Source organism: Kitasatospora sp. NPDC059673 (assembly GCF_042734215.1).
In the GTDB taxonomy this organism is placed as follows: Bacteria; Actinomycetota; Actinomycetes; order Streptomycetales; family Streptomycetaceae; genus Kitasatospora.
Genome location: NZ_JBHWEN010000001.1, coordinates 383,976 through 407,328, shown reverse-complemented (window position 1 = coordinate 407,328; position 23,353 = coordinate 383,976). Strand labels below are relative to the sequence as shown.

At 73.6% G+C, this 23,353-nt stretch carries 25 protein-coding genes and 1 pseudogene; 7 read left to right on the top strand and 19 right to left on the bottom strand.

What is annotated here, in order from left to right:
• Window positions 1-13 precede the first annotated feature (13 nt).
• Together ACFV18_RS01640 and ACFV18_RS01635 are read right to left on the bottom strand one after the other, a co-directional pair.
• Window positions 14-1,582, bottom strand: coding sequence for a multicopper oxidase family protein (locus ACFV18_RS01640; RefSeq protein WP_380478168.1), 1,569 nt, complete (start codon window positions 1,580-1,582; stop codon window positions 14-16).
• 94 nt (window positions 1,583-1,676) lie between these two features.
• Window positions 1,677-2,093, bottom strand: coding sequence for a hypothetical protein (locus ACFV18_RS01635; protein WP_380478167.1), 417 nt, complete (start codon window positions 2,091-2,093; stop codon window positions 1,677-1,679).
• 163 nt (window positions 2,094-2,256) lie between these two features.
• Here ACFV18_RS01635 and ACFV18_RS01630 point away from each other — a divergent pair, with 163 nt between their 5' ends.
• Window positions 2,257-2,391 carry a hypothetical protein gene (locus ACFV18_RS01630; RefSeq protein ID WP_380478166.1) on the top strand — a complete coding sequence of 45 codons (135 nt, stop codon included), beginning with the start codon at window positions 2,257-2,259 and terminating at the stop codon, window positions 2,389-2,391.
• A 6-nt stretch (window positions 2,392-2,397) separates the two neighbouring features.
• Here the strand turns inward: ACFV18_RS01630 and ACFV18_RS01625 are convergent, their stop codons facing one another.
• The 5 genes from ACFV18_RS01625 to ACFV18_RS01605 all read right to left on the bottom strand — a co-directional run bounded on the left by ACFV18_RS01625 (window position 2,398) and on the right by ACFV18_RS01605 (window position 6,259).
• Window positions 2,398-3,708 (bottom strand): MFS transporter, encoded by a 1,311-nt coding sequence (locus ACFV18_RS01625; RefSeq protein WP_380478165.1) that lies wholly within the window; start codon window positions 3,706-3,708, stop codon window positions 2,398-2,400.
• Between the two features lie 15 nt (window positions 3,709-3,723).
• On the bottom strand, window positions 3,724-4,527 hold the full coding sequence (locus tag ACFV18_RS01620) for a class I SAM-dependent DNA methyltransferase (protein ID WP_380478164.1): 804 nt from the start codon (window positions 4,525-4,527) through the stop codon (window positions 3,724-3,726).
• 69 nt (window positions 4,528-4,596) lie between these two features.
• Window positions 4,597-5,760: a radical SAM protein gene (locus ACFV18_RS01615; protein WP_380478163.1), complete on the bottom strand. Its 1,164-nt coding sequence runs from the start codon at window positions 5,758-5,760 to the stop codon at window positions 4,597-4,599.
• A 100-nt stretch (window positions 5,761-5,860) separates the two neighbouring features.
• Window positions 5,861-6,019: a hypothetical protein gene (locus ACFV18_RS01610; RefSeq protein ID WP_380478162.1), complete on the bottom strand. Its 159-nt coding sequence runs from the start codon at window positions 6,017-6,019 to the stop codon at window positions 5,861-5,863.
• 84 nt (window positions 6,020-6,103) lie between these two features.
• Complete coding sequence (locus tag ACFV18_RS01605) at window positions 6,104-6,259, bottom strand: hypothetical protein (RefSeq protein WP_380478161.1); 156 nt, start codon at window positions 6,257-6,259, stop codon at window positions 6,104-6,106.
• A gap of 222 nt (window positions 6,260-6,481) precedes the next feature.
• Here ACFV18_RS01605 and ACFV18_RS01600 point away from each other — a divergent pair, with 222 nt between their 5' ends.
• Complete coding sequence (locus ACFV18_RS01600; RefSeq protein WP_380478160.1) at window positions 6,482-7,354, top strand: universal stress protein; 873 nt, start codon at window positions 6,482-6,484, stop codon at window positions 7,352-7,354.
• A 52-nt stretch (window positions 7,355-7,406) separates the two neighbouring features.
• On the opposite strand, the gene ACFV18_RS01595 is transcribed toward ACFV18_RS01600, so the two are convergent.
• Both ACFV18_RS01595 and ACFV18_RS01590 read right to left on the bottom strand, forming a co-directional pair.
• Entirely contained in the window at window positions 7,407-8,090 is a 684-nt protein-coding gene (locus ACFV18_RS01595; RefSeq protein WP_380478159.1) for a pyridoxamine 5'-phosphate oxidase family protein, read from the bottom strand.
• A gap of 20 nt (window positions 8,091-8,110) precedes the next feature.
• Window positions 8,111-9,154: a zinc-dependent alcohol dehydrogenase family protein gene (locus ACFV18_RS01590; RefSeq protein ID WP_380478158.1), complete on the bottom strand. Its 1,044-nt coding sequence runs from the start codon at window positions 9,152-9,154 to the stop codon at window positions 8,111-8,113.
• A gap of 184 nt (window positions 9,155-9,338) precedes the next feature.
• On the opposite strand from ACFV18_RS01590, the gene ACFV18_RS01585 reads away from it, so the two are divergent.
• Together ACFV18_RS01585 and ACFV18_RS01580 are read left to right on the top strand one after the other, a co-directional pair.
• Window positions 9,339-11,762 (top strand): glycoside hydrolase family 65 protein, encoded by a 2,424-nt coding sequence (locus ACFV18_RS01585; RefSeq protein WP_380478157.1) that lies wholly within the window; start codon window positions 9,339-9,341, stop codon window positions 11,760-11,762.
• 168 nt (window positions 11,763-11,930) lie between these two features.
• On the top strand, window positions 11,931-12,422 hold the full coding sequence (locus ACFV18_RS01580) for a flavodoxin family protein (protein WP_380478156.1): 492 nt from the start codon (window positions 11,931-11,933) through the stop codon (window positions 12,420-12,422).
• 9 nt (window positions 12,423-12,431) lie between these two features.
• Here ACFV18_RS01580 and ACFV18_RS01575 read toward each other — a convergent pair whose 3' ends face one another.
• From ACFV18_RS01575 to ACFV18_RS01550, 6 genes are all read right to left on the bottom strand, one after another.
• Complete coding sequence (locus ACFV18_RS01575; protein WP_380478155.1) at window positions 12,432-13,100, bottom strand: ribonuclease H; 669 nt, start codon at window positions 13,098-13,100, stop codon at window positions 12,432-12,434.
• A 76-nt stretch (window positions 13,101-13,176) separates the two neighbouring features.
• Window positions 13,177-14,361 (bottom strand): ferritin-like protein, encoded by a 1,185-nt coding sequence (locus ACFV18_RS01570; RefSeq protein WP_380478154.1) that lies wholly within the window; start codon window positions 14,359-14,361, stop codon window positions 13,177-13,179.
• Window positions 14,358-16,316, bottom strand: coding sequence for a GMC oxidoreductase (locus ACFV18_RS01565; RefSeq protein ID WP_380478153.1), 1,959 nt, complete (start codon window positions 16,314-16,316; stop codon window positions 14,358-14,360). Before ACFV18_RS01565 ends, ACFV18_RS01570 begins: the two co-directional genes overlap by 4 nt.
• A complete protein-coding gene (locus ACFV18_RS01560; RefSeq protein ID WP_380478152.1) occupies window positions 16,313-16,954 on the bottom strand; it encodes a hypothetical protein in 642 nt (213 codons plus the stop codon). Before ACFV18_RS01560 ends, ACFV18_RS01565 begins: the two co-directional genes overlap by 4 nt.
• A 338-nt stretch (window positions 16,955-17,292) precedes the next feature.
• Window positions 17,293-17,568, bottom strand: a complete 276-nt coding sequence (locus tag ACFV18_RS01555; RefSeq protein ID WP_380478151.1) for a hypothetical protein — start codon at window positions 17,566-17,568, stop codon at window positions 17,293-17,295.
• Window positions 17,569-17,612: 44 nt separating this feature from the next.
• On the bottom strand, window positions 17,613-18,209 hold the full coding sequence (locus ACFV18_RS01550) for a TetR/AcrR family transcriptional regulator (protein WP_380478150.1): 597 nt from the start codon (window positions 18,207-18,209) through the stop codon (window positions 17,613-17,615).
• A 103-nt stretch (window positions 18,210-18,312) separates the two neighbouring features.
• Between ACFV18_RS01550 and ACFV18_RS01545 the strand changes: the two genes are divergently transcribed.
• Together ACFV18_RS01545 and ACFV18_RS01540 are read left to right on the top strand one after the other, a co-directional pair.
• Window positions 18,313-19,422: an ABC transporter permease gene (locus tag ACFV18_RS01545; protein WP_380478149.1), complete on the top strand. Its 1,110-nt coding sequence runs from the start codon at window positions 18,313-18,315 to the stop codon at window positions 19,420-19,422.
• Window positions 19,419-20,084: an ABC transporter ATP-binding protein gene (locus tag ACFV18_RS01540; RefSeq protein ID WP_380478148.1), complete on the top strand. Its 666-nt coding sequence runs from the start codon at window positions 19,419-19,421 to the stop codon at window positions 20,082-20,084. The genes ACFV18_RS01545 and ACFV18_RS01540 overlap by 4 nt, the downstream gene beginning before the upstream one ends.
• 165 nt (window positions 20,085-20,249) lie before the next feature.
• On the opposite strand, the gene thpR is transcribed toward ACFV18_RS01540, so the two are convergent.
• Window positions 20,250-20,840, bottom strand: a complete 591-nt coding sequence (thpR, locus tag ACFV18_RS01535; RefSeq protein WP_380478147.1) for an RNA 2',3'-cyclic phosphodiesterase — start codon at window positions 20,838-20,840, stop codon at window positions 20,250-20,252.
• A gap of 188 nt (window positions 20,841-21,028) precedes the next feature.
• On the bottom strand, window positions 21,029-21,184 hold the full coding sequence (locus ACFV18_RS01530) for a hypothetical protein (RefSeq protein WP_380478146.1): 156 nt from the start codon (window positions 21,182-21,184) through the stop codon (window positions 21,029-21,031).
• A gap of 79 nt (window positions 21,185-21,263) precedes the next feature.
• Here ACFV18_RS01530 and ACFV18_RS01525 point away from each other — a divergent pair.
• Window positions 21,264-21,725: pseudogene (locus tag ACFV18_RS01525) on the top strand (diaminopimelate decarboxylase family protein); the annotation flags it as partial.
• A 19-nt stretch (window positions 21,726-21,744) separates the two neighbouring features.
• On the opposite strand, the gene ACFV18_RS01520 reads toward ACFV18_RS01525, so the two are convergent.
• Complete coding sequence (locus ACFV18_RS01520) at window positions 21,745-22,245, bottom strand: peroxiredoxin (protein ID WP_380478145.1); 501 nt, start codon at window positions 22,243-22,245, stop codon at window positions 21,745-21,747.
• The gene (locus tag ACFV18_RS01515) at window positions 22,208-23,332 is read right to left on the bottom strand and encodes a Rieske 2Fe-2S domain-containing protein (protein WP_380478144.1); all 1,125 of its coding nucleotides are present in this window, start codon (window positions 23,330-23,332) and stop codon (window positions 22,208-22,210) included. The genes ACFV18_RS01520 and ACFV18_RS01515 overlap by 38 nt, the downstream gene beginning before the upstream one ends.
• Between the last annotated feature and the right edge of the window lie 21 nt (window positions 23,333-23,353).

Below are 23,353 nucleotides of genomic sequence, written 5' to 3'. Positions count from 1 at the left end.
CGGTGGTCTGCCGTCAGGCGCGGTAGGCGACCAGGCCCATCATGCCGCTCTCGCCGTGGTACGCGTTGTGGCAGTGCACCATCCACTGGCCGGGGTTGTCGGCGTCGAAGTCGCAGACGACTCGCTGCTTCGGCTTGACGATCACGGTGTCCTTGCGCGGTCCCGAGTCGCCCACCTGAAAGGTGTGGCCGTGCAGGTGCATCGGGTGCCACATCTGGCCGGCGTTGGTGAACTCCAGCCGCACGCGCCGGCCCTGGCCGACCAGGAACGCACCGGCGGCCGGGTCGTCCATGTCGAAGCGCCGCCCGTTGATCGACCAGTCGTAGCCGGCCATGGTGCCGGTGAGCTGGAGCCGGTGTGTGACGTCGGGCGTGCGGGCGGCGAGCCGGACACTCGCGTCGGCGCGCAGCTGATCGGCCGTCAGCAGCCTGCCGTCCAGCTCGGTCGGACGGAAGGACGGTGCCGGGGCCCCGCCGGAGCCGGTGCGGATCAGCGCCGTGCCGGTGGCGTTCTTGCCCTCCGCGAGCGACACCAGCGGGAACACCCCGTCCTGCAGGGTGACCAGGACGTCGTACCGCTCGCCCATGCCCAGCAGCAGCGCGTCGACCTCCTGGTGCTCGACCGGGTAGCCGTCGGTGTGCGTGACGGTGAGCTTGTGGCCGGCCAGGGCGACACGGTAGGCGGTGTCGCCGCCCGCATTGATGATCCGCAGCCGCACCCGGGCCCCCGGCTTGGCCTGCTTGACCGCCGGGGCCGTGGGCAGTCGGCCGTTGATCAGATGGTGCGGGTAATTCACGTCTCCGGCATCGCCCCCGAGCAGCGGGCTGGTGGCGCCCATGAGCATGAACCTCATCGCCATGCCGCCGGTGGACGAGGGGCTCTGGCCCATGCCCATCCCGCCCGAGCCGTGGTCCATGCCGCCCATGCCGTGGTTCATGCCGCCCATCCCGCCCATGCCCTTGGAGAGTTCGGCGAACGCCTCGTCGGGGGTGCCGCTCACGCCATCGAGCCAGTCGTCCAGGACGACGACCCACTCGTCGTCGTACTTCATCGGCTCGTGCGGGTCCTCGACGATCAGCGGTCCGTACAGCCCGCGGTCGAGCTGCACCCCGACGTGCGGGTGGTACCAGTACGTGCCGGGCCGGTCCGCGACGAAGCGGTAGCCGAAGCCGCCGCCGGCCGGCACCTCGCGCATGGTGACCGGCGGGACGCCGTCCATGTTGTTGCGCAGCGACAGGCCGTGCCAGTGGATCGAGGTCGGCGCGGCGAGGGTGTTGGCGAGCTGGGCCACCAGGGTGTCGCCTGCGGTGAGGCGGATCTCCTGACCGGGCAACTGCCCGCCGAAGGTCCAGGTGTTGACGGTGAGACCGCCGAGGTCCACAGGGGTGGCGGCGGCAGTCAGTTCGACGGTGCGTTCGCTGCCGCCGGTGGCGCGCCTGCTCTCGGCCGCCGCCACGGCGGAGCCGGACGGGTCGACGAGTTCGGCGGAGCCGCTCTTCGTGCTGGAGCAGGCGGCCAGCGCTCCGCCGCCGACCAGCCCCAGTCCGGCGAGCAGCAGGGAGCGTCGGTTGATCGTGTTCATCGTTCCTCTTGGTGGGTGCGCATGGCACGGCCCGGCCGTGCCGGTGGACGTGGGCAGCAGCGGCCGCCGGGCATGCGGCAGCCGCGGCCCGCGCCTATATGCGCAGGACCGAGAGGAGCGACGAATCGGGCGGGGACGGCCCGGCGGAATGCCGGCCGCCGTGCGGGCCGCCGGATCCGGTGTCGGCCACCGCCGCGACGACGGGCGCCGGGTGCGCCGCCGGCGCGGTGAGCACCGGCCCACGCACGTCGGTTCCGACACAGTGCGTGCCGGCCGCGCACGATTGGCCGGCGGGGGCGTGGGCGAGTTGCGCGTCCGGTACCGGGACACCCGCCGACATGGTGGTGCCGTGAACCATGCCGGGCATCCCTGACATGGCCGGGGACGCCTCGGCCGAGACGCTGTGATGCACGAGCAGGGCCAGCGCCGCGGCCAGGGCGAGCAGCAGGACGTGGAGCAGGCGTGCCCGTGGCCGGCGTACCGGTCCTCCGAACGTCAGCGCTGCCGCCATGTGCTCCTGCCCGTTTCTGTGGGCGGTCCCGGCCGCCGTCCGCAAACTGTAGCCGCGCCAACGCCGGGCCAAGCCGCCGGACCGGCTGGACGAGTAGTTCCGAAGTCGGTCAGTGGACGTAGGCGATGAGTGAGCGGGTGACGGGTCGGCCGGTGGTGCGGTCGTGCCCATCGCCGAGCGTGCCCCGCGCCTGGCCGTCGCCGCTCCGCTGGACGGGCGGCGGACCCGTGGGGTGTTCGCCGGGAGGACCGCCACCCGGGTGACCGATCCCGACGAACTCCACTGGCGTCAGCTCTGACGGATCTCAGCTCTGCGCGGCAGGCGCGGCCGGGGCGACCTGCGCGGGCTCCTGGGTGGCGGCCGGGCCGGGCGCCGGCGCGGGGCCGGCGTTGACGGCGGCACGCAGGCGCGGGCTGGCGGCGAGGGCGGCCAGGGGCAGCAGCAGCGGGGCGACCAGGACGACCGAGGCGGTCGGGCCGCCCGTGCCGGAGATCAGGAAGCCGGTGATGCCGGGCCCGGCCCAGGCGATGCTGCCGGCCAGCAGGATGACCGCCGCCGAGATCCGGCCCTGGAGGTGGGCCGGGGAGTCCAGGCTGACCTGGAGGAAGACCAGCGAGCCGATCGGCGGCAGGAAGAAGACGATCACGCCCACTGCCGTGACGGTGAGCAGGGTCGGGCCGAGCGCCACCAGGGGCGTGATCGACAGCCACACCGCGGTGACGCCCAGCAGCACCGTGACCGGCCGGAACCGGCGCAGGATCCACCCGGTGCAGACCCCGCCGGCGATCCCGCCGCAGCCGGCGGCGGTCAGCACCCAGCCGGCCGAGACCGGGTGCCGGCCCACGTCCGAGGCGTCGATGGCAGCGAGCAGTTCGACGGCGCGGCCCAGCAGGTTGATGTAGGCGACGACGCCCACCAGGAACAGCAGCGACCGCCGCCGGGCCACCCAGCCGAAGCCCCGGGTGAGCTCGGTCGCGGTGCGGCGCACCGGACCCGCGCCGTTCCCGGCCGGGGCCGGGCGCGGCAGGTGCTGGTACACCACCTGGGAGAGCAGCGCCAGGGAGAGCAGGTAGGAGACGGCGTCCACCAGGAAGGCGATCGGTGCGCCGAGGGTGAGCAGCAGCCCGCCGAGCGGTGGGCCGACCGCGATGGCGATGTTGGTGCGGACGATGGTGCGGGTGATGGCCTCCCGCCGGCGCTCGACCGGGACGGACTGCCGCAGCACACCCGCCTCGGCCGAGGAGAACAGGGTGGAGACCACGGCGGTGGCCGCCGCGGCGGCCACCGCGAAGAGCGTGGTCAGCTGCCCGGTCGCCAGGGTGAGCACGAGCAGCAGCGCGATCACGGCCCGGCCGGCGTCGCAGAGCAGCATCAGCGACTTGCGGTTGACCGTGTCGGCGATCAGGCCGCTGGGCAGCTTGGCGACCAGCTGGGCGACACCCACGGCCGTGGCCACCAGGGCCGCGTCCACCGGCGACCTGGTGGAGGCCAGCACCGCCAGCGGCAGGGCGAGCGAGGTCATCTCGCTCGCCATGTCGGACATCGCCTGGCTGACCCAGATGAGCGTGTAACTCCGGCTGATGCGGCTCCTGTTGAGGAAACCCCTGCTGATCACGGCCGGTTCCCGGGGTCAGCCGGTGGTGCGGCGAACGGCGACGTAGAGGCCCTTGGTGTGGCTGTCCTCGTCCACCGAGTCGGCCATGCTGCCGTCGCGGTTCAGGCCGTGCGCCGCGACCAGGTCCAGTCCGGCCGCGTCCAGGAGACGGGTGAACTCCTCGACGGAGTGGTGCCGTTGGAGGTGGTCGATGCTCTCCCGGGACCACACCCCGGGGTCCTCGGCGGACTGCCGGAAGGCGGTCATGTTCAGCCGGAACCGCTCCGGGTCGCCCTCCTCGGGCAGGTAGCGGCCGCGCAGGGTCACGTGCAGGCCCGGGGACTCGAAGACGTGCGGCTCGTGCATCAGCCGGTAGCCGCGCCGGGTGTTGGCGTCGAAGACCAGCACACCGCCCGGGCTCATCACCCGGCCCAGGCTGACCAGGGCCTCGGCCAGGTGGGCGGGGTCGGCCAGGTAGTTGGCGATGTCGCTCATGCACAGCACCACGTCGTAGGGCCCGCCGTGCGCGAACGGCAGCCGGATGTCGTGCACGTGGAAGTCGATACCGGTGTCCGCGTGCGTGGTCCGCGCGATCTCGATCATGGCGGGGCTGATGTCCGTCCCGGTGGGCCGGAAGCCGCGTTGCGCGAACGCCACGGTGCTGCGCCCGGTGCCGCAGCCCGCGTCCAGCAGCCGGTCGCCGGGCGGGTCGGCCCGCTTGATCAGCTGCTCCAGCAGGTCGCCGAAGACGGTGTAGTTGTCCTCGCGCGTCAGCGCGTCGTAGAACGGGGCGGTGGCGTCGTAGGCGACGGCCGCGTGGTCGGTGGGGACGGTGCTCATGAGCGACTCCTGTTCGGGGTGGATGTGTCATGGGCCGCAGCGGCCGACGCGGTGCTCGGACCGGCGTCCTCACCCGGCCGCTGCGGCCCCGGCGCGGCGCTTGTGTGCGCGCAGCAGCTCCAGCAGGCCCACCGAGAGCGTGTCGTCGAACGCCCGCGAGGCCGCCTCGGTCGCCGACTGCTCGGCGAACTCGCCGCAGCTGACCCAGCGGTCCTGCGGGTAGGAGGTGTAGCCGCCGTCGATGTCCCCGACCTCGTACCCGGGCTTGCCGATCGTCTCCCAGCAGCTGTACAGGGTCCCGTCGGCGTTGACGACCGCGCCGGAGGTGCCGTCCTGCTCGCCGCAGAAGCCGCACTCGCCGCCGCCGGGCCAGTTCACGGTGAAACCGGCCTCCAGGGCGGCGGTGTAGGCGGCCAGGATGGTCTCCACCTCGCCGCCGGAGCGGTCCAGCACGTCGCCGAACATGCCCTCGTAGTTGAGCACCGGGGCGATGTCGAGGGTGCAGCGGGACGGGTCCACCCGCTCGGCCAGCTCCTGGACCAGGCCCCTCAGGCGGGGCAGGCCCTCGGCGGTGGTGTTGAGCCGCAGGCCGAACCGCAGGGCGGTGGCGTCCTGGACGGCCGCGAGATTGTCCAGGATCGACTGGTAGGTGCCGCGCCCGGAGCGGGTCGCGCGCAGGGAGTCGTGCAGGTCCCTGGGGCCGTCCAGGGTGACCTGCACCGAACGCAGCCCGACCTCCTCCAGCTTCCCGGCCCTGCGCGGCGTCAGCAGCACCCCGTTGCTGACCATCGAGGCCGTGACCGGCCCCAACGCGGCCAGGCGGACCAGGAGTTCACGGCAGGCCCAGGGGTTGAGCAGCGGCTCGCCGCCGAACAGCAGGACGAACAGCCGCCGGGCCGCCGCGCGGGCCATCCGGGGCCGGGTGAACTCCACGATCCGGTCGATGGTGGGGCCGTCGAGCACCTGCTTGTCGATCCGCGGCGGGTCGAACCGCCCCGGCGCCGCCGCGTCGGTGTTCTGGAAGCAGTACGGGCAGCCGAGGTTGCAGGCCGTCGAGGTGACCACGGTCAGGCTGTAGGCGCTCCTCGGCGCGCGCCGCGCGATGTCCGCCTGCGCAAGCTCCTGCGCGCCCTCCTCGGTCAGCACACCGTCCTGGTAGTAGCGGTGCGGGAGGAGCAGCGTCCCTCCGGGACCCAAGTGCCAGACGCCGGACGTGCCTTCGATGATTCTCACGGATGGCCTGTGCTTCCTGTGACGAGTCGGACGGGGCAGCCGCGGGGAGCGGGGCGCGCGGCCGGACCCGGGGGATCCGGCCGCGCGGCGCCGCGAACGATCAGCTCTCGAGCGACTTGTCGTAGATGCCGCAGAGCACCTCGGCGCCCTCGTGCATCTCGGCGGTGTGGGCCAGGACGTCGTCGGAGTTGGCGGGCGCCTTGTCGTAGATGCCGCAGACGACCTCGGGGGTCTCGAACTTCTCGGACTTCTCGGACATGAGTCTCTCCAGGGAGTGGAAGCGGATGTTCCGGGTGTCGTTCGCCAGTACCTCGGCAGTCGCGGCGGGCGGGAAATCGGCCCGTCAGGCCGGGTCCTCGGGGCGGCTGCCGTCCGGCTCGGGGGCCGGCTCGGGCAGCTCGATGCCGTGGGCCACGACCTCGTCGTCCGAGACGCCGATGGCCTCCATGTAGAGCGGGCAACCGGCCAGGCCGGACCCGAGCTCGAACTTCTCGATCACCTGGTTCCTCCTGTGTCGGCCGCGCGGCGGGATGCCGTACCGGCGCGGTACCAGCATTGGCGCGCATGGTTCAAAAGCGGTCTGCGATCGCTTAACCACCGGCTAATGCGCAGGTCGTGGCCGCCCCGGTGGCGCCCCACCCGCTCCGCCGCGCGCCGTCCCCGGGCGCCGCATACCGTGCGAAAGGGAGGCCGACATGTCGATAAGCGCATTGGAGGAGTGATGGCAGCCACCGATCAGGGCCGTTCGATCGTCCTGGGCGTCGACGCGCTCGGCGAGAACGACGACGCGCTGCGCTGGGCGGCGGACGAGGCGGCCCACCGCGGTCTCCCGCTGCGCATGATCCACGTGGTGCAGCCGTCCCCCCGGAGCATGCGGGTCCTCGGGACGGCCTTCCAGCAGGACCAGGTACGGGTCGGGCGCCGCCAGCTCCACCTCGCCGGCCGGCTCGCCCGCGCGCGGCACCGGGAGCTGGAGGTGTCCGCCGAGATCCAGCAGGGGGCGCCGGGACCGGTCCTGGTCCACGTCTCCCGCGAGGCCGCGTTCGTGGTCCTCGGCTCGCGGTCGCTCAGCCGGATCGAGGAACTGCTCAGCGGCTACTCGATCACCGTGCCGGTGAGCGCGCAGGCCCACTGCCCGGTGGTCGTGGTCCCTCAACGGCAGGGCGAGGCGGACGACCCGCCCCGGCTCGTCGTAGGAGTGGACGGCAGCCCGTCCTCGGCCATCGCCTTCGCGGCCGCCCTGGAACTGGCCCGGCACCACGGCGCGACAGTGCACGCCGTGTGGGTGTGGCAGCGACCGCGCCTGGCACGCCTCGACGAGGAAGCCACACTCGACGAGCTGCGCCGCACGCTCGACGGGACAACGGCCGGCCCCCGGGCCGAGAACCCGGACGTGGCCGTCACCAGCGAGGTCGTCAGCGGCCATCCGGTCCGGGTGCTCGCCGACGAGTCCCGGCACGCCCTGGCCGTCGTCATCGGCAGACGCGGCAGCGGCGGCTTCACCGGCATGCGGCTCGGCTCAGTCCCCCGGGGGCTGCTGCACGAGGCGAGCTGTCCCGTCGTCACGGTGCCCGGCGCGCCCGACCGGAGCTGACGGCGAGACACCGGAAGGCGACGGCGCCCCACGGCGGGCGCGGCGCCCCGGCTCAGTCCTCGTCCCCGGCGGGCATGCTGGTGATCCGGCGGCCGGTGACGGACACGGGCCGGATGCGCACCCAGCTGGTGCGCGGGCCGCCCGCCCAGGGCTGGACGGCGAGGTCGCGCATCAGCCGCTGGAGCGTCGGCTCGTCCTCGATCGGCTCGGCGGTGCCGGCGATCAGCACGCTCCAGCCGCTGCTGCGGTGGTCGTCGATCCGATCGACCTCGAAGGCGACCTCGGTGCCGGGCGGCGGGTCGGCGGCGCTGTGGTGGTGAGTGCGGTAGACGACGGTGCCGTGATCGACGGCGTAGTTCACCGGGAAGATCGCCGGGCCGTGTTCGCCGGGCAGGGCGATCCGCCCGACGCCCCGGGTGCCCATCTGGTCCCAGCATTCCTCCTCGGTGAGCCGCGCCAGCACCGGCCGGGGCGCGGGCGGTGCCTGCCCGGGCGGCGCGTCGGCTCGGCCGGCGACCAGTTCGTGGTACGTCAGGCCGAGCGCGGCGGCGATCCGCAGGAAGCCGTTGGGGTCGAAGCCCGGACCGGCCGTGGTCAGGAACTCCAGGTAGCGGCGCGACATGCCGGCCTGGTGGGCCAGCGCGTCCGGGCCGAGGCCGAGCCGGGCCCGGCGGTCGGCGATCCGGCGGGCGATCGCTTCGGCGGACGGCGGGCCGGGCCGGGGCTGCGGGTCCATGGGATTGCACCTCCTGGCGGTCAGGCCCGGAACAGGGCGACCTTGAGCGCCCCGGTCTCGGCGGCGTTGCCGAACACGTCGTAGGCGTCCGGCATCTCGTCGAGCCCGAACCGGTGGGTGACCAGGCCGGTCACATCGAGCCGGCCCGTGGCGAGCAGGTCGAGCAGCAGGGGAGTGCTGTCGGTGTCGACCAGGCCCGTGGTGATGGTGATGTCCTTGATCCACAGGTCTTCCAGGTGCAGCACGGCGGGCCTGCCGTGCACGCCGACATTGGCGACGTGCCCGCCGGGCCGCACCACCCGGGTGCAGAGCTCGAAGGTGTCGGGGACGCCGACCGCCTCGATCGCCACCTCGACGCCGAGCCCGTCCGGGCTGAGCGCGCGCACCGCCTCCGCCGGGTCGCCGTCGCCGCGCAGCACCTCGTCGGCCCCGGCCCGCTCGGCGGCGGCCAGCCGGCTCGGCGCCAGATCGACGGCGACGATCCGGCGCGGGCTGTACAGGCGGGCGGTGGCGATCGCGGCCAGGCCGATCGGTCCGGCGCCGATCACCGCCACGGTGTCGCCCGGCCCCACCTGGCCGCTCAGCACCCCCACCTCGTACGCGGTGGGCAGGATGTCGGCGAACATCAGCGCGGTCTCGTTGTCGACGCCGTCCGGCAGCGGGTGCAGCGAGTTGTCGGCGAACGGCGTCCGCACGTACTCGGCCTGGGTGCCGTCGACCAGGTGCCCCAGGATCCATCCGCCACCACCCGTGCACTGCCCGTACCTGCCCTGCCGGCAGTACGCGCAGCGGCCGCAGGCCGAGATGCAGGAGACCAGCACCCGGTCGCCGACCTTGACGGTGCGCACCGCGCTGCCGGTCTCGACGACCGTCCCGGCCGCCTCGTGGCCGAGCACCCGGCCCTCGGCGACCTCGGGCACGTCGCCTTTGAGGATGTGCAGGTCGGTGCCGCAGATGGTGACGGCGTCCACCCGGACGACCGCGTCCTCCGGGTCACGGACCACCGGGTCGGGGACTTCGCCCCAGGTGCGCCGGCCGGGCCCGTGGTAGGTCAGTGCCTTCATCGCTCTCACGCCCTCCGCGATCGCGGTTGCTTCCACTATCAGCCTCGGCGCTTCGGCCCGCCCCTGCCACGGGCCCCGCTTCGGCCCGCCCCTGCCACGGGCCCCGCTTCGGCCCGCCCGGCACGGCCGACGCCCCGTGGGCACACTGGAAGCCGGGTGACGCACACGAACGGAGGTGGGTCGCGTGCGGTCCGACTCCCCGGAGCGGCAGGCCGAGGCCCTGCACCGCCTGATGCCGGACGCCTGGACGCTGCGCTACAGCGGCTTCGCGCCACTGGACGAAGGGCTGCGCGAGGCACTGTGCGCCGTCGGGAACGGCTACCTGGTCACCCGCGGGGCCGCGCCCGAGGCGGTCGCGGACGGCGTGCACTACCCCGGCACCTACCTGGCCGGCTGCTACGACCGCACCGACTCCGAGATCGGCGGGCGGGTGTTCACCCACGAGGACCTGGTCAACTGCCCGAACTGGCTGCCCGTGACCTTCCGCTGCGCGGGCGGCGACTGGTTCACCGGCCCGCCCGAACAGCAGGAACTCGAACTCGACCTGCGCCGCGGTGTCCTGACCCGCCGCGCCGTGTGCGTGGACGGCGCCGGGCGGCGCACCCGGCTGGTCCAGCGCCGGATCGCCAGCCAGGCCCGGCCGCACCTCGTGGCACTGGAGACGGTCCTCACCGCCGAGAACTGGTCCGGCCCGCTGGAGGTCCGCTCCGCCCTCGACGGCACCGTCGCCAACACCGGCGTGCCCCGCTACACGGGCCTGACCAGCAGACACCTCACCCCACTGCGCCAGGGCCACGACCCGGACGGGACGCTGTGGCTGGAGGTGTCCACCGGCGCGGGCCGGCGCATCGCGCTCGCCGCCCGCCACCGCGTCCGCCTCGGCGGCCGGCCCGTCGAGGCCGCGTCCGCCACCCGCACCAGCGAGGGCCTGGCAGTCCGGACCCTGACCGTGGAGACGGCCGCCGGCCTGGCCGTCACCGTCGACAAGGCCGTCGCCGTCCACACCTCGCACGACCCGGCCACCGGCGACCCGCTCGACGCCGCCCGGCAACTCGTCGCCGAAGCCGAGGACTTCGACCACCTGCTGGCCGAACACGCCCTGCGCTGGGCACAACTGTGGCGGCGCTGCCGGATCGACGCGGACTTCCCCGGCCTCGGACCGCTGCACCTCGACCTGTTCCACCTGCTGCAGACCTACTCGGAGCACTCCGCCGACCTGGACGTCGGCGTCCCGGCCCGCGGCCTGCACGGCGAGGCGTACCGGGGCCACGTCTTCTGGGACGAACTGTTCGTCCTGCGGGTCCTCGACCTGCGCTTCCCCGAACTCGCCCGCGCGGTGCTGCGCCACCGCCACCGCCGCCTCGACGCCGCCCGCCGCGCCGCCCGCGCCGAGGGCCGGCAGGGCGCGAGCTACCCGTGGCAGAGCGGGAGCGACGGGCAGGAGCAGTCCGCCCGCGTCCACCTCAACCCGCTCTCCGGCCGCTGGCTGCCCGACCACAGCCACCTGCAACGGCACATCGGCTCCGCCGTCGCCTACAACATCTGGCAGTACTACCAGGCCACCGGCGACCTCGACTTCCTCGCGGAAGCCGGCGCCGAGACCCTGCTGGAGATCGCCCGCTACTGGGCGTCGGCCGCCGAGTACGTGCCGTCCCGCGCGCACTGGTCGATCCGCGGGGTGCTCGGCCCCGACGAGTACCACGACGCCTACCCCTGGACGGACCGGCCCGGGCTGGACGACAACGCGTACACCAACGTCCTCGCCTCCTGGGTGCTCGCCCGGGCCCTGGACACCCTCGGCCTCCTGCCGGGCCGCCGCCGCGGCGAGCTGACCGAGCGCCTCGCCCTGGACGCCACGGAACTCCAGCGCTGGCAGGACATCGGCCGGCACCTGCACGTGCCCTTCCACGACGGGGTGATCAGCCAGTTCGACGGCTACGACCGGCTCGCCGAACTCGACTGGGACGCCTACCGCCACCGCTACCCGGACCTGCGCCGGCTCGACCGGATCCTGGAGGCCGAGGGCGACACCGCGAACCGCTACCGGGTCTCCAAGCAGGCGGACGTGCTGATGCTCTGGTACCTGTTCTCCGCCCACGAGGTCCGCGACCTGCTGCGCCGGCTCGGTCACCCCGCCGGACACGAACTGATGCGCCGCACCGTCTCCTACTACCTGCACCGCACCGTCCACGGCTCCACCCTGAGCTCCGTGGTGCACGCCTGGGTACTGACCCGCTGCGACCGCCGCGCCTCCTGGAAGCACTTCCGCGACGCCCTCACCGCCGACCTGCGGGACGCGCAGGGCGGCACCACCCGGGAGGGCATCCACCTCGGGGCGATGGCCGGCGCCGCCGACCTGCTGCAACGCTGCTACACCGGCCTGGAACTGCGCGAGGACGCCCTGTGGCTCGACCCGCGGCTGCCCGCCGCGCTCAGCGGCCTCGCCCTCGACCTGCACTACCGCGGCCACTGGGGTGTGCGGATCACCGTGGACCGGCAGACCGCGACCGTCGCCCTCGGCACGGACCGGCAGGAACCCGTCACGGTGCGCTTTCGCGGCGCGGCCGTCCCGGTGGGGCCCGGCGAGAGCCGCACCTTCACGCTCTGACCCGGTGGGGCCCGATGCCCCACCGGGCCGGGCCGGTCGGCCCTCGCCCGTCCCGCCGGGCGCGCCTAGCGTGGAAAGCGACCAGGCCACACCGGACCACGGCCGCCGCAACGGCGTGCGGCCGTCCGGTCCGGTGGAGAGCCCGATCCGGAGAGAGGTGAACGAACGATGCGTGCCGTGATCGTCTACGAGAGCATGTACGGCAACACCAAGCAGGTCGCCACGGCGATCGCCCACGGCATCCGGACGACCAAGCCGGACGCCGACGTGCGGTGCCTACCGGTCGCCGAGGCCGAGACCGAGGCCCTCGGGGACGCCGACCTGCTGGTGGTCGGCGGCCCCACCCACATGCGGGGCATGTCCACCGGCCTCAGCCGCACCGTGGCCGCGAAGACGGGCGCACCGGAGGAAAGCCCCGGCCTGCGCTCCTGGTTCCGCTCCCTGCCGGCCGACGGCGCGGGCGTTCGCGCCGCCGCGTTCGACACCCGGGTCGAGGGGAAGCACTCCGGAGCGGCGGCCGAGGGCATCGCCGCGCGCCTCACCCGCCACCACTACGACCTCACGGCCGAGCCCGTCGGCTTCCTGGTGGAGGAGATCAACGGACCGCTGCGCGACGGCGAGCTGGACCGGGCCAAGGAATGGGGCGCGGCGCTGGCCTGACGACGCGGGTCAGTGGGCGGCGGCGCAGTCCGGGTGTCCCCAGCCGGCGCCGACCTTGGTGATGGTCGCGCCCTTGGGGTAGGCGCCGCCGCACGGGCAGGTGCCCGGGAAGCGGGCGGCGAGGGTGCGGCCCCCGCTCTTCGCGGCGGTGGAGCGGCGGGGCTTGCTCGCGGGCGCGGTGTTTCGCTGCGGGTCGGGTTCGGGCAGGTCGGACGCGGTGCCGGCCGCGTCCTGCTGGGTCCGCGCGGCGTCGCTGGCGGCCTTGTCCGCGATGGCGTTCAGCGGATCGCCGTTCACCTGGTGGGCCGCGACATAGACGAAGGTGACGTCCCGCCCGGTCAGCAGCGCGTCGATGCGCTGGATCAGCTCCTGGTTGGCGACCGGCTTGCCCGCGGCCGTCTTCCACCCGTTGCGCTTCCACCCCGCCAGCCACTTGGTGACGGCGTCACGGGTGTAGGTGCTGTCCAGCCGCACCTCCAGCGGCACCCCGGGGTCGGTGGACGCCAGCAGCCGCTGGAGCGCGGTCAACTCCCCGACGTTGTTGGTGCTGTGCCCGAGGGCCCCGGACTCCCACCGCTGCGGCACGGCGGCGCTGTCGGCGACCACGTACGCCCAGCCCGCCGGCCCCGGGTTGCCCTTGGCTGCTCCGTCACATGCGGCGATCACTCGTTCAAGCATGTGTCGATCATGCCAGCCGCGGCGCCGGGACGGTCGCGGACGGGGTGGCGGGACCGTTGCGGCCGGGCGGCAGCGGTCAGGTGAAGGCCTCGGCGGAGGCGGAGGTGACGGCGGTCAGGTCGATCGGGGCGCCGGGGCGCAGGGAAGCGGTTCGGAGATTGCGGGCGACTTCCGCGTCGGCGGCGGCGAACTGGGGGGCGGTGATCTCGAAGGTGGCGCTGGCGTAGCGGCCCTGGGCGGCGAGGGCCGGGTCGGGGTGCGGGTTGTGGTACAACTGCGGCGCGCGGTCGCGCAGTTCGAGCATGGTGGGGATGGCCAGCGCCAGGTGGCGGGGGTGGCCGTTGAAGGCCGAGTCGAGGTAGCGCAGCAGCACCGCGTAGCGGGAGTTGAAGGCGACGGCCTGCCGATGGACGTCGCTGGTCCGCTCGTACCGCTGGTAGTCGGCGACCTTGGAGTCGCCGTGGATCGGGTAGGCGTCGTCCCAGGTGACGTCGATCAGCGGGCCGCTGGGCGGATCCTTGGGGCGGTCGTGCGGGCCGTAACTGCGGCCGGTGAAGATCTCGTTGAAGCGGAACCAGTGGGCGAGTTCGCGTTCCTCGCCGAACACCTCGTTGCTGTTCCAGATGGTGTCGTGGACGCCCTCGCCCTGCTCGGTGATGGTCTCGATCGCCAGCAGGGCGGTTGCCCGGTCCCCGATCCGGAAGACCTCGCCGCCGGAGTTGTAGAAGTCCTCCGGGCCGACCTGGCGTTCGGGGCCCCCGGTGAAGACCTGAGCGGGGCCGAGGGTCCTGATGAGGTGTTCCAGCCCCTCCCGGACGGTGTCGTAGAACTGCCCGATGGAGGTCCAGCCGTCACCGGGGGCGGGCGCGGGCGTCATGCTCTTCGGCTGTTCGATCCGCAGGAAGGTCTTCAGCGCCTCGGGGGAGAAGTGCCGCAACCCGATCGACGGGACGCTCTCGCCGCTGAACGGCAGCCTCGCCGGGTACTCGGCGACGACGCGGGAGTCGACCACCGGGGCGCCGCCGACCGCGTTGAGCAGGTTGGCGGCCAGCGTCATGTGGAGCATCTCCTCCATCAGGACGGCGCGGATCGCGTAGAAGGCGGTGGCGTTGGTGCCGGGGCGGATGGTGTACAGGCCGGTCATGTACACCGGGATGGTGAGGTGCTCGACCTCCAGGGCCGCCTGGAGGTAGGTGCGCAGCTCGTCCAGGGTCTTCGGGACGGCGAAGCCCGCCTGCTCCACGGCAAGGGCGGTCCTCATGCGGGTACCTCCACGTCGTCGGCGCCACTGATGTCGGCCGGCCGGCGGTCGAGGACCAGGTCCGTGTGGATCTGCTCCGCGCTGCGCAGGGCGAGGGCCAGCATGGTGAGGGTGGGGTTGCTGGTGCCGATGGACGGCATGCTGCCGCAGCCGACGGCGTACAGGTTGGGGTGCTCCCAGGTGCGCTGGAATCCGTCGACCACGGAGTTGTTCGGGGAACTGCCCATGAGGTGGGTGCCGGCTCCGTGTCCGGCGCCGCTGTAGCCCAGGTCCAGCGTCGTTCCGTCGATGGTGTGGGTGAAGTGGCCGAGCGGTGGAACGCCGTCGCGGGGTGCGTGGTCGGTGTAGTCGGTGGCGTGGAGGTGGTGGAAGATCCGGCCGGCGACCAGGCGGGCCGCGTAGATGCCGTCCCGGGTGTGCCGGTCGAGGTCGTAGGTGAGGACCGGGCGCAGGTTGCCCATCGCGTCGCGGTGGCGGCGGTCGATGGTGACCCGGTTGCCCGGGTTCGCCGACTGCTCGACGGCGATCTGCAGTTGGAGTTGCCGGCCGATGGTGGAGCCGAGCAGCCGGCGCAGCTCGGGGCCGAAGACGCCGTCCGGGCGGATCTCGCCCTGCCGGTCGCCGCCGATGCCGAGGGCGGTGGCGACGTTGCTCATCGGCGCGCCGGTGGCCCAGCCCCAGCCCCAGTTGCCGATCTCGATCCGGAACGGGGCGCGCCGCCGGCGTCCGTCCCCGAAGCGGAAGACCTCCCAGCCGGAGGTGTGCCCGGGCCCGCGGAACGGGCCGACCGGCCCGCGCTTCTCGTCGGCGAGCGCCCAGTTGAGCAGGGTGGGGTGGTCCATCAGGTTGCGGCCCACCTGGTCGCTGCCGTTGGCGAGCCCGGAGAACAGCAGCAGGCGGGCGTTCTCGATGGCGTGCGCGGCGAGCACGACGACGTTCGCCTCGACCACGTACGACCGGCCGACCGGTGAGACCGGGTCGGTGTAGGTGCGGAACTCGACGCCGCTCACCCGGCCGCCCCTGGTCGGGCCCGCCAGGCGGACCCGGGTCGCCACGCAGCGGGTGGCGAGCGTGACCGACTCCGCGAACCGGGCCTGCTGGCGCAGCGGGTGGGACTTGGCCTGCACCGGGCAGATCGGCACACAGCTCGCGTTGCCCACGCAGCGCTCGCCGTAGTTGGGCAGGCCCACCGCGCTCGCCGGACGGTACGGCCCCGGCCGGTAGTCCGGGTTCGGCGTGGAGTTGCGGGCCTGCGGCAGGCTGTGCACCCGCAACGGGTAGGAGTCGTGGGCGACTTCGTCCGGGATCCGGGTGCCGTCGAGGCCGGTGCAGTACTGGTCGATGTAGCTGGCCGGGATCCGGTGCATCGGGTAGACGTAGTCGGGGTCCGTGACGACACCGATCTCGCGCTGGCCTGCGGCGTCCCCCGCGACACCGATCTCGTACTCGGCCCGGGCGTACCAGTACTGCAGATCCGCCGCACCGATCGGCCAGTCGCGGCCGTAGCCGAAGAGCTCCCTGGTGGCGAAGTCCTCGGGGTGCATGCGCGGCACCGCCCCCAGCCAGTGCATCGCGCTGCCGCCCAACTCCCGCAGGTAGTCGGTGCCGTAGGGCAGCCGGCCGTTCTGCACGAAGTAGCCGTTGGCGGTGTACTCCCGCTCGCCGGGCTTCGGATCGGTCACCGGCGCGAGGTCGAGTACGTCGGGGAAGGGCGCGGCGGTGCTGCGCCGGTAGCCGGAGTTGGGCACCTTGGCGACGGCGGAGTAGAAGGTGGACAGCGATCCCAGATAACCGGGCCAGGTCTCGGTACCGCCGTTCCCGGCCTCCAGGACCAGCACCTGCCAGCCCCGGTCGCCGAGGTCCTTGGCGAGCAGGCTGCCGGCCCAGCCGCCGCCGACAATGACGACGTCGTACCGGCGACGGGCCGCCTCGTCCGCGCCAACGGCCCCGGTCATGCGCGCTCCTTCGAACTGCCGGGCCGTTCGACGGCCGTCCCGGCGGCGGTTTCGGCGGTGGGGACGGCGGACGGCGGAATGCGGCGAGCAGCGCGCAACCCGGGCAGCAGGTGCACGGGTACGGCGTCCAGGGCGACTTCGGCGGTCAGCCCGGTGCGGAACGGGCGCTCGCCAAGACCGAGGTCCCGGCGCAGCGCCGAAGTGTCGGGCTGGTCGGGCGGCTTGACCGCCCAGGTGCCGAAACCCGGCGGCTTGGCACCGGACGGGTGCCCGTGAAAGGTGCGCCAGACCAGCCCCTCGACGTAGGACTCCGGGGCGACCACGAACTCCTCGTTGCCCACCTGCCGCCGCAGCGCCGCATGGGCGGCCGGTGCGAGGCGCGGCCAGGCCCCGGTGAGCCACAGATAGGCGAGCGCCCGGGCCACCTCCAGGTGCACGGGCGAGAGGCCCTGCGGGCCGCCCCCCTCCGAGACGGCGACCGTCCAGGCAGCCCAGAACTCGGCGAACCGCCTTGCCCCGACCTGCTGTTGGGCAGTCTCCAAATAGCGCTCGGCCATACCGGTGGCATACAGGTCGAACGCGGAGAACCCGGTCAGCGGTACGCACAGGCCGACGAACTCCTCAACCTCTGCCGTCACAGCGGGCACTGTCATCGCACTCCTCTCACGGGGAGGTCGCCCGGCCCGGGGCGGGATGCCGTGAACTCGGACAGTCCTCAGGCGAACCGCCCTGATTCTTCGCCCACATCGGCCCCCCGTCACTGTCCCAGCCAGCAGGAGCCCCCGTATTCACCCGTGCGGCAGCGGAGCGCACGCCGCGAACGGGGCTCGGGGTACGACGCCCGCGCCCGCGCCGTGAGCCCCGAACTTCCGGCCCGGCGGCGCTTCGTCAGGAGAGTGGGGCGAGGATCCGGCCGGCAGGTCATCCAGCACCGGCCCGCGGCGTGTCGGTCGGCTGTGCTGCACCCGTCGCTGGTTCACAGCATCGGGTAGGACTCCAGGTACGCCTCCCAGAAGCGCGCGCCGCTTTCGAACGGCAGGTGGTCCCAGGCGGTCATGTCCTCGCGGATGATCTCTTCGACGTCGGCCCAGTCGTGGGGCGTGGGGCGTTCCTCGGGGAGTGGCTTCTCCGCGGCGAACCGGGCGTCGGCCTCGTCCGGCCAGATCCGGGCGGCGGCATCCGGCCGCAGCCGGAGCAGGCCGCCCGCCGGTGTCTGCGCTGCGACGGCCTGCCAGTCGACCGACACCAGCATCTGTCACTCCTTGTTTGATGTACCCACCGATCTGGGCGGGGGCGTCAGGTCGCGGGAGGCCGCAGGGCGGTGAGGGCCGCGACGGCGAGGGTGGTGGTGCGGTCGGTGGTGGGTTGGTAGGGGGCGCCGGCTTCGAGGGCGGTGACGGCGGCGTTCACCAGGCCCTGGAGCAGGCGGGCGGTGAACTCCGGTGAGGTGTCGCCGAGTTCGGTGAGGGCCGCGACCAGGGGGGCGAGCAGCTGGTGGTGGGCGTGGCCGGCGGCCTCGCGGAGGGTGGCGGCGTCGCGGTCGCCGGCCAGGGCGCGGGCGATCCGGTGTTCGCCGTCGCGGACCAGTTCGCACTGGGCCCGGACGTAGGCGGCGACCCGCTGTTCGGGGGTGTCGGCGGCGGCCATCGCGGCGGTGATCCGCTCGGTCCAGCGCGGGGTGGACTCCCGCACCACGGCGGCGAGCAGTTCGGTGCGGTCCGCGAAGTACTTGTAGACGCTGTTGCGGGCCAGGCCGGTGCGGCGGGCGACGGCGGTGAAGGTGACGGCGGCGGCGTCGCCCTCGGATTCCAGCAGGTCGCGGGCAGCCGCGACCAGCGCCCGGCGTTGCTGGGCGCGATGGTCGGCGACCGTGGCGGCACTGATCTTCGGCACCCCGACAGTGTAGGAGCCCGGGCGACCCGCACCCCGGTTTGGGGACGCGGCGTCGCCATGACCTATCTTGGGGACACCCTGTCCCCATCTTGGAAGGAGCACGGTGTACCTCGCCCTGCTCGAACTCAAAGCCGCCCGCGGCCGCTTCCTGCTCATGGGCTGCGTCGTCCTGCTGGTCGCCGCCCTGGTCGGAATCGTCTCCGGGTTCACCACCGGACTCGGCGACGACACCGTCTCCGCGCTGCGCCGCCTGCCCGCCACCCACCTGGCGTTCTCCCCGGACGCCAAGTCCGACCAGTTCGCCCGCAGCCTCGTCCCCGCCGAGACCCTGACCGGCTGGCAGCAGCGCCCCGGCGTCCAGGCCACCCCGCTCGGCGTCGGCATCACCCGCGGCACCACCGACCGGCACACCGAGGTCGATCTCGCCGCGTTCGGCGTCGAACCCGGATCGTTCCTCGACCCTGGTGTCGAGGACGGTCAACGCCTCGGCGGCGACGACCAGTTGGTGATCTCCCGGAAGCTCGCCGAGGAAGGCGTCGCGATCGGCGACACCCTCACCATCGACCGGCTCGGCATCGCCCTCAAGGTCACCGGCATCACCGGCCGCGCCTCCTACGGCCACGTCCCGGCCGGCTACGTCACCACCGCCACCTGGCAGCGGATCCGCTTCACCACGCCCGGCGCGAAGACCCCCGCCGCCGAACTCCCGCACCAGTACAGCGCGATCGCCCTGCGGGCCGGCACCTCGGACCTCACCGGAGCCGACCGCGAGCTCGGGACCCGTACCGTCCCGCTGGCCGACGCCTTCGCCGCCGCGCCCGGCTACACCGGCGAACGGGTCACCATGACGTCCATCCAGTTCTTCCTGTACCTGATCGCCCCCCTGGTGGTCGGCGCGTTCTTCGGCGTCTGGACCGTCCAACGCCGGCCCGAACTCGCCCTGCTGCGCGCGATGGGAGCCTCCCGGCGCCGGCTCCTCGGCCACACCCTGGTCCAGGCCGCGGCCGTCGTCCTCGGCGGAACCGTCGCCGGCGCCGCACTCGCCTCGGCCGTCGGGCTGCTGGTCGGCACCGAAGTCCCGTTCAGCCTCCCCGGGTTGGCGCTCGCCGCCACCATGGGCACCGTCGCCCTGGCCGCCCTCGCCGGCGCCGCCCTCACCCTCCGCCGGGTCGCCACCGCCGACCCGATGACCATGCTGGGAGCCGGACGATGACCTCACTGACCCTGCGCGGCATCACCGTCTCGCTCGGACACGGCGACGCACGCACACCCGTACTGCGCGGCATCGACGCCACCTGCCGCCCGGGCATCCTCACCGCACTCGTCGGACCCTCCGGCTCCGGGAAGTCCACGCTGCTCGCCGTGGCCGGCGCGATGCTCCGCCCCGACGAGGGCCACGTACTGCTCGGCGACACCGACCTGGCGGCGCTCGGGGACGCGGAGCGGGCGAAGGTCCGCCGCGAACGGATCGGCTACATGTTCCAGAGCGGCAACCTGCTCGGCGGACTCACCACCGTCGAACAACTCCTCGCCGCCGCCTCGATCGCCGGCCGCCCCGCGCGGCGGCTGCGCGCCGCAGCGGAATCGGCCCTCGACGAGGTCGGACTCGGCCACCGGCTGCGCCACCGCGCCGACCAGCTCTCCGGCGGCGAACGCCAACGCGTGGCCCTCGCCCGGGCGTTGTTCCTGGAACCCCGGCTCCTGCTGATCGACGAGCCCACCGCCGCCGTGGACCGCGAGCAGGCTGGCACCCTCACCGACCTGATCGCCCGCACCGCGAAAGCCCGCGGCTGCGTGGCGCTGGTCGCCACCCACGACCCGGTGGTGACCGACGCGGCGGGGGACACGATCGACATGGCGGCCGGACGGAACTGAGACGGCGTCAGCCACCCAACGCCGTCCGGCCCGGCTACCCCGAGCAGCCCCACCGCGAGGCCGTCGCGCGGCGCGCCGAGCGCCTGCTCCCGGTTCTCGTCCGGTTCGGCGGCGCTGGGCAGTTGGGAGCCCCGGCCCCGGCCCCCGCCGGTCGAGGCGATCCGACTACGGGCGGGTGGTGGCGGTGGCGAACGGCCAGGCCGTGATGTCCCGGTAGTGGATCGGGCCGGGGCCGCGGCCGATGTTGCTGCCGACCAGGTGGAGGTGCTCGGTGTGCCAGGTGCGGCCGGTGAAGCCGGCCAGGGCGGCGGCGACGGCCGGGACACCGAGGGGGTCGTCGCGGCGGGCGCGGGCCAGGGTGAGGTGGGGGCGCAGCGGGCGTTCCAGGAAGTCGATGCCGCAGGACCGGACGAGGCGGCGGATCTCGGCGGCGAGGCGGTGCAGGCCCTCCAGGTCGCCGTCGATGCCGCTCCACAGCAGCCGGTCGTCGAAGTGGCCGCCGCCGCGCAGGCGCAGCGCGAGGGCGGGCTGCGAGGCGGCGGTGCCGGACAGCGCGGAGAGCAGCAACGGCACGGCGGTGGTGGGGAGTTCGCCGAGGAAGGCGAGGGTGATGTGCCAGTCCTCGATCCGGTTCCAGCGCAGTTGCGGGTGGGCGGCGTAGGCCGGCGCAAGGGCGCGGGCCAGTTCGTTCTTGGCCTCGTCGGGCGGGGCCAGCGCCACGAAGATGCGCCGGGTCGGGGACTCCGGGAGGCTCACCGCCCAGCACCGCCTTCAGTTCCCGAGCGGCCTCCGTACGGCCACCACCCCCACCCACCGTACACATCGCGCGCCCCGCTGCTCCCCGGCGGGAGCGGTGGCCGGATCCGAACGAAGGGGCGTCTCCCGAACGGGTGGTTCAACGGCGACAGCGGGCCGTCCGGAACCGGGGCCGACGCGGTGGCGGTTCAGGCCGCGACTTCCCCGAGCTCCCGGGGAAGCACCACAGCCGGGCCGCCGGCCGGCAGCGGGGCCGGTGCGGGCGCGGCGAGCTGCGGGTCGATGGTGAGCACGGTGACACCCAGCGGCTCGCGGTCACCGAGGGCGGTACGGAAGACGCTCACCTCCCGAGGCGATCCGTACGGCCTGTTGACGCGCGCCCCGCCAGGCCGTCAACGTTCTGTCAGGGCAGGCCCGATCCGCCTGGCCGTACCGAGGTTGACGGTGGAGCCGGGGCGGGCGATCGCCGCCCCGGCGGCGGTCGCCGTCTACCGGGTCCTGTCCGTGAAACACACCGCCGACGGGCGGGCCTTCGCCGCCGTGGACGGCGGCATGAGCGACAACCCGCGGCCCGCGCTCTACGGCTGCGCCTACACGGTCCGGGCGTTCGGCCGGTGCGGCACCGCCCCGAGCAGGCCGTTCGACGTGGTGGGCTGCCACTGTGAGGCCGGTGACGTGCTGGCCCGGGACGCGCCGCTCCCCGCCGACCTGCGGCCGGGCGACCTGCTGGCCGTCCCCGCCGCCGGCGCCTACCACCTGTCGATGGCCTCCAGCTACAACCTGGTGGGCCGCCCGGCCGTCGCCGCGGTCCGCGACGGCCGGGCCCGGTTGCTGATCCGCCGCGAGAGCGTCGAGGACTTCCGCGCCCGCGAGGTCGGCCGCTGACCGGTGCACGGCCCGGGACTCACCCCCGGGCGGCCGGTGAGGAGCCCAGTGCGGCGAGCTGCCTGAGCAGCGTGTCCGGCCGCTGGAAGGTCAGCCCGGCCAGTGCGACGTGCCGCCAGCGGACGGTCCCGGCGCCGTCCAGGACGAACACCGAGCGGCGCAGCCCGATGCCCGGTGCGGTGATGCCGTAGGCCCTGGCCACGGCTTCCCCGGTGTCGGACAGCAGGGGCAGGTGCAGGCCGCGTTTGCGGGCGAAGCGTTCGTGGCTGTCGAGGTCCTGGCCGCTGATGCACCAGACGGTGGCGCCGAGCTCGGTGAACTGGTGGAGCTCGGAGTTGTAGGAGCAGAGCTGCCTGGTGCAGACGAGGGTGTCGTCGCCGGGGTAGAAGACCAGCACGAGCGGGCTTCCCGCGGCGTCGGCGAGCCGGAACTCGCGGCGGTGGGCGGTGTCCTGGTCGAGCTGGACGCCGGGCAGGGTGAAGTCAGGGGCGGGCGTGCCCGGTTCGGGCGCTCTGGCCATCGTGGTGTCCTTCCTCGGAGGTGGCGAGGGTGGTGGGCAGCGGAAGCCGGCCGTTGGCGGCCGGCGGGTAGAACTGCCGGGACCAGCGCCGGAACGGACCGATCGGCCCGTCGCCGGCGGCGAGCCGGGGCCTGGCAAGGTACTGCTTGGTGGACCAGATCGGGAAGTCGGCGGCGGTGAACTCGCAGCTGAAGCGGAACATCGGGCCGGCCAGCAGCCGGGACAGCGACCGGCTGACCGTCCGGGCCAGCGCGGGCGACAGCCGGGACGGTTCGGTCACCAGGAACCGGCTGGCCTGCCGGAACTGCATCCGGCCCGGTGCGGTCGTGGTGGCCATCACCAGCGAACACATCTTCAGCCCGAGGGCCGGCGTGTGGATGTCGGTGTGCAGGCAGCTGAGGCCGTAGCCGTCGACCTCGACGTCCACCTGGCGCCGGCCGAGCAGCGGGAACTGCTCCTGCACCCGCATCGAGACGTGGAAGGTCTTGTCGTCGAAGCGGACGGGGGCGGCGAGTTCGCCGCGCGACCAGCCGTGCAGGGTGCGGAAGTGCCCGACGTCCACGGAGTTCTCCATGACGTCCTGCGCGTAGCCGGCCATCTCCCAGGTGGCGTGCCGGGCCGGCAGGTGGCCGAGGACGTGCCAGGCCGGGATCTCCCAGTCGGGCTCCCGGCCGTCGTGGTGCCGCCAGACGAAGACGGCGTCGTTCACCTCGCGCACCGGAAGGTGGGTCAGCGCGGTCTTGGGCGGCGGGGTGCCGTAGCCGGTGCGCACGCAGCGTCCGTCGGGGCCGAAGGCGAAGCGGTGGAACGGGCAGACCAGGTTGTTGCCGGTGACTTTCGCCAGGCCGAGGTGGGCGCCCAGGTGCGGGCAGTAGGGGCGGGTGGCGCGGACGCGGCCGTCGCGTTGCCGGTACAGCACGACGTCCTCGCCCGCGAGTTGACGGGTCAGCACGGTGCCGGGCCGCAGCTCGGCGCCGAACGCGAGCGCGGACCAGCCGTCGGGGCAGGGCAGGGCCGGCGGCAGTGCGGCGTCGCCCGGCGTCGGGCCCTGCTGGGTGACCTGCCCGAAGGTCCGGGACGGTCGCATGAGTCCTCCTGATTCTGGTCG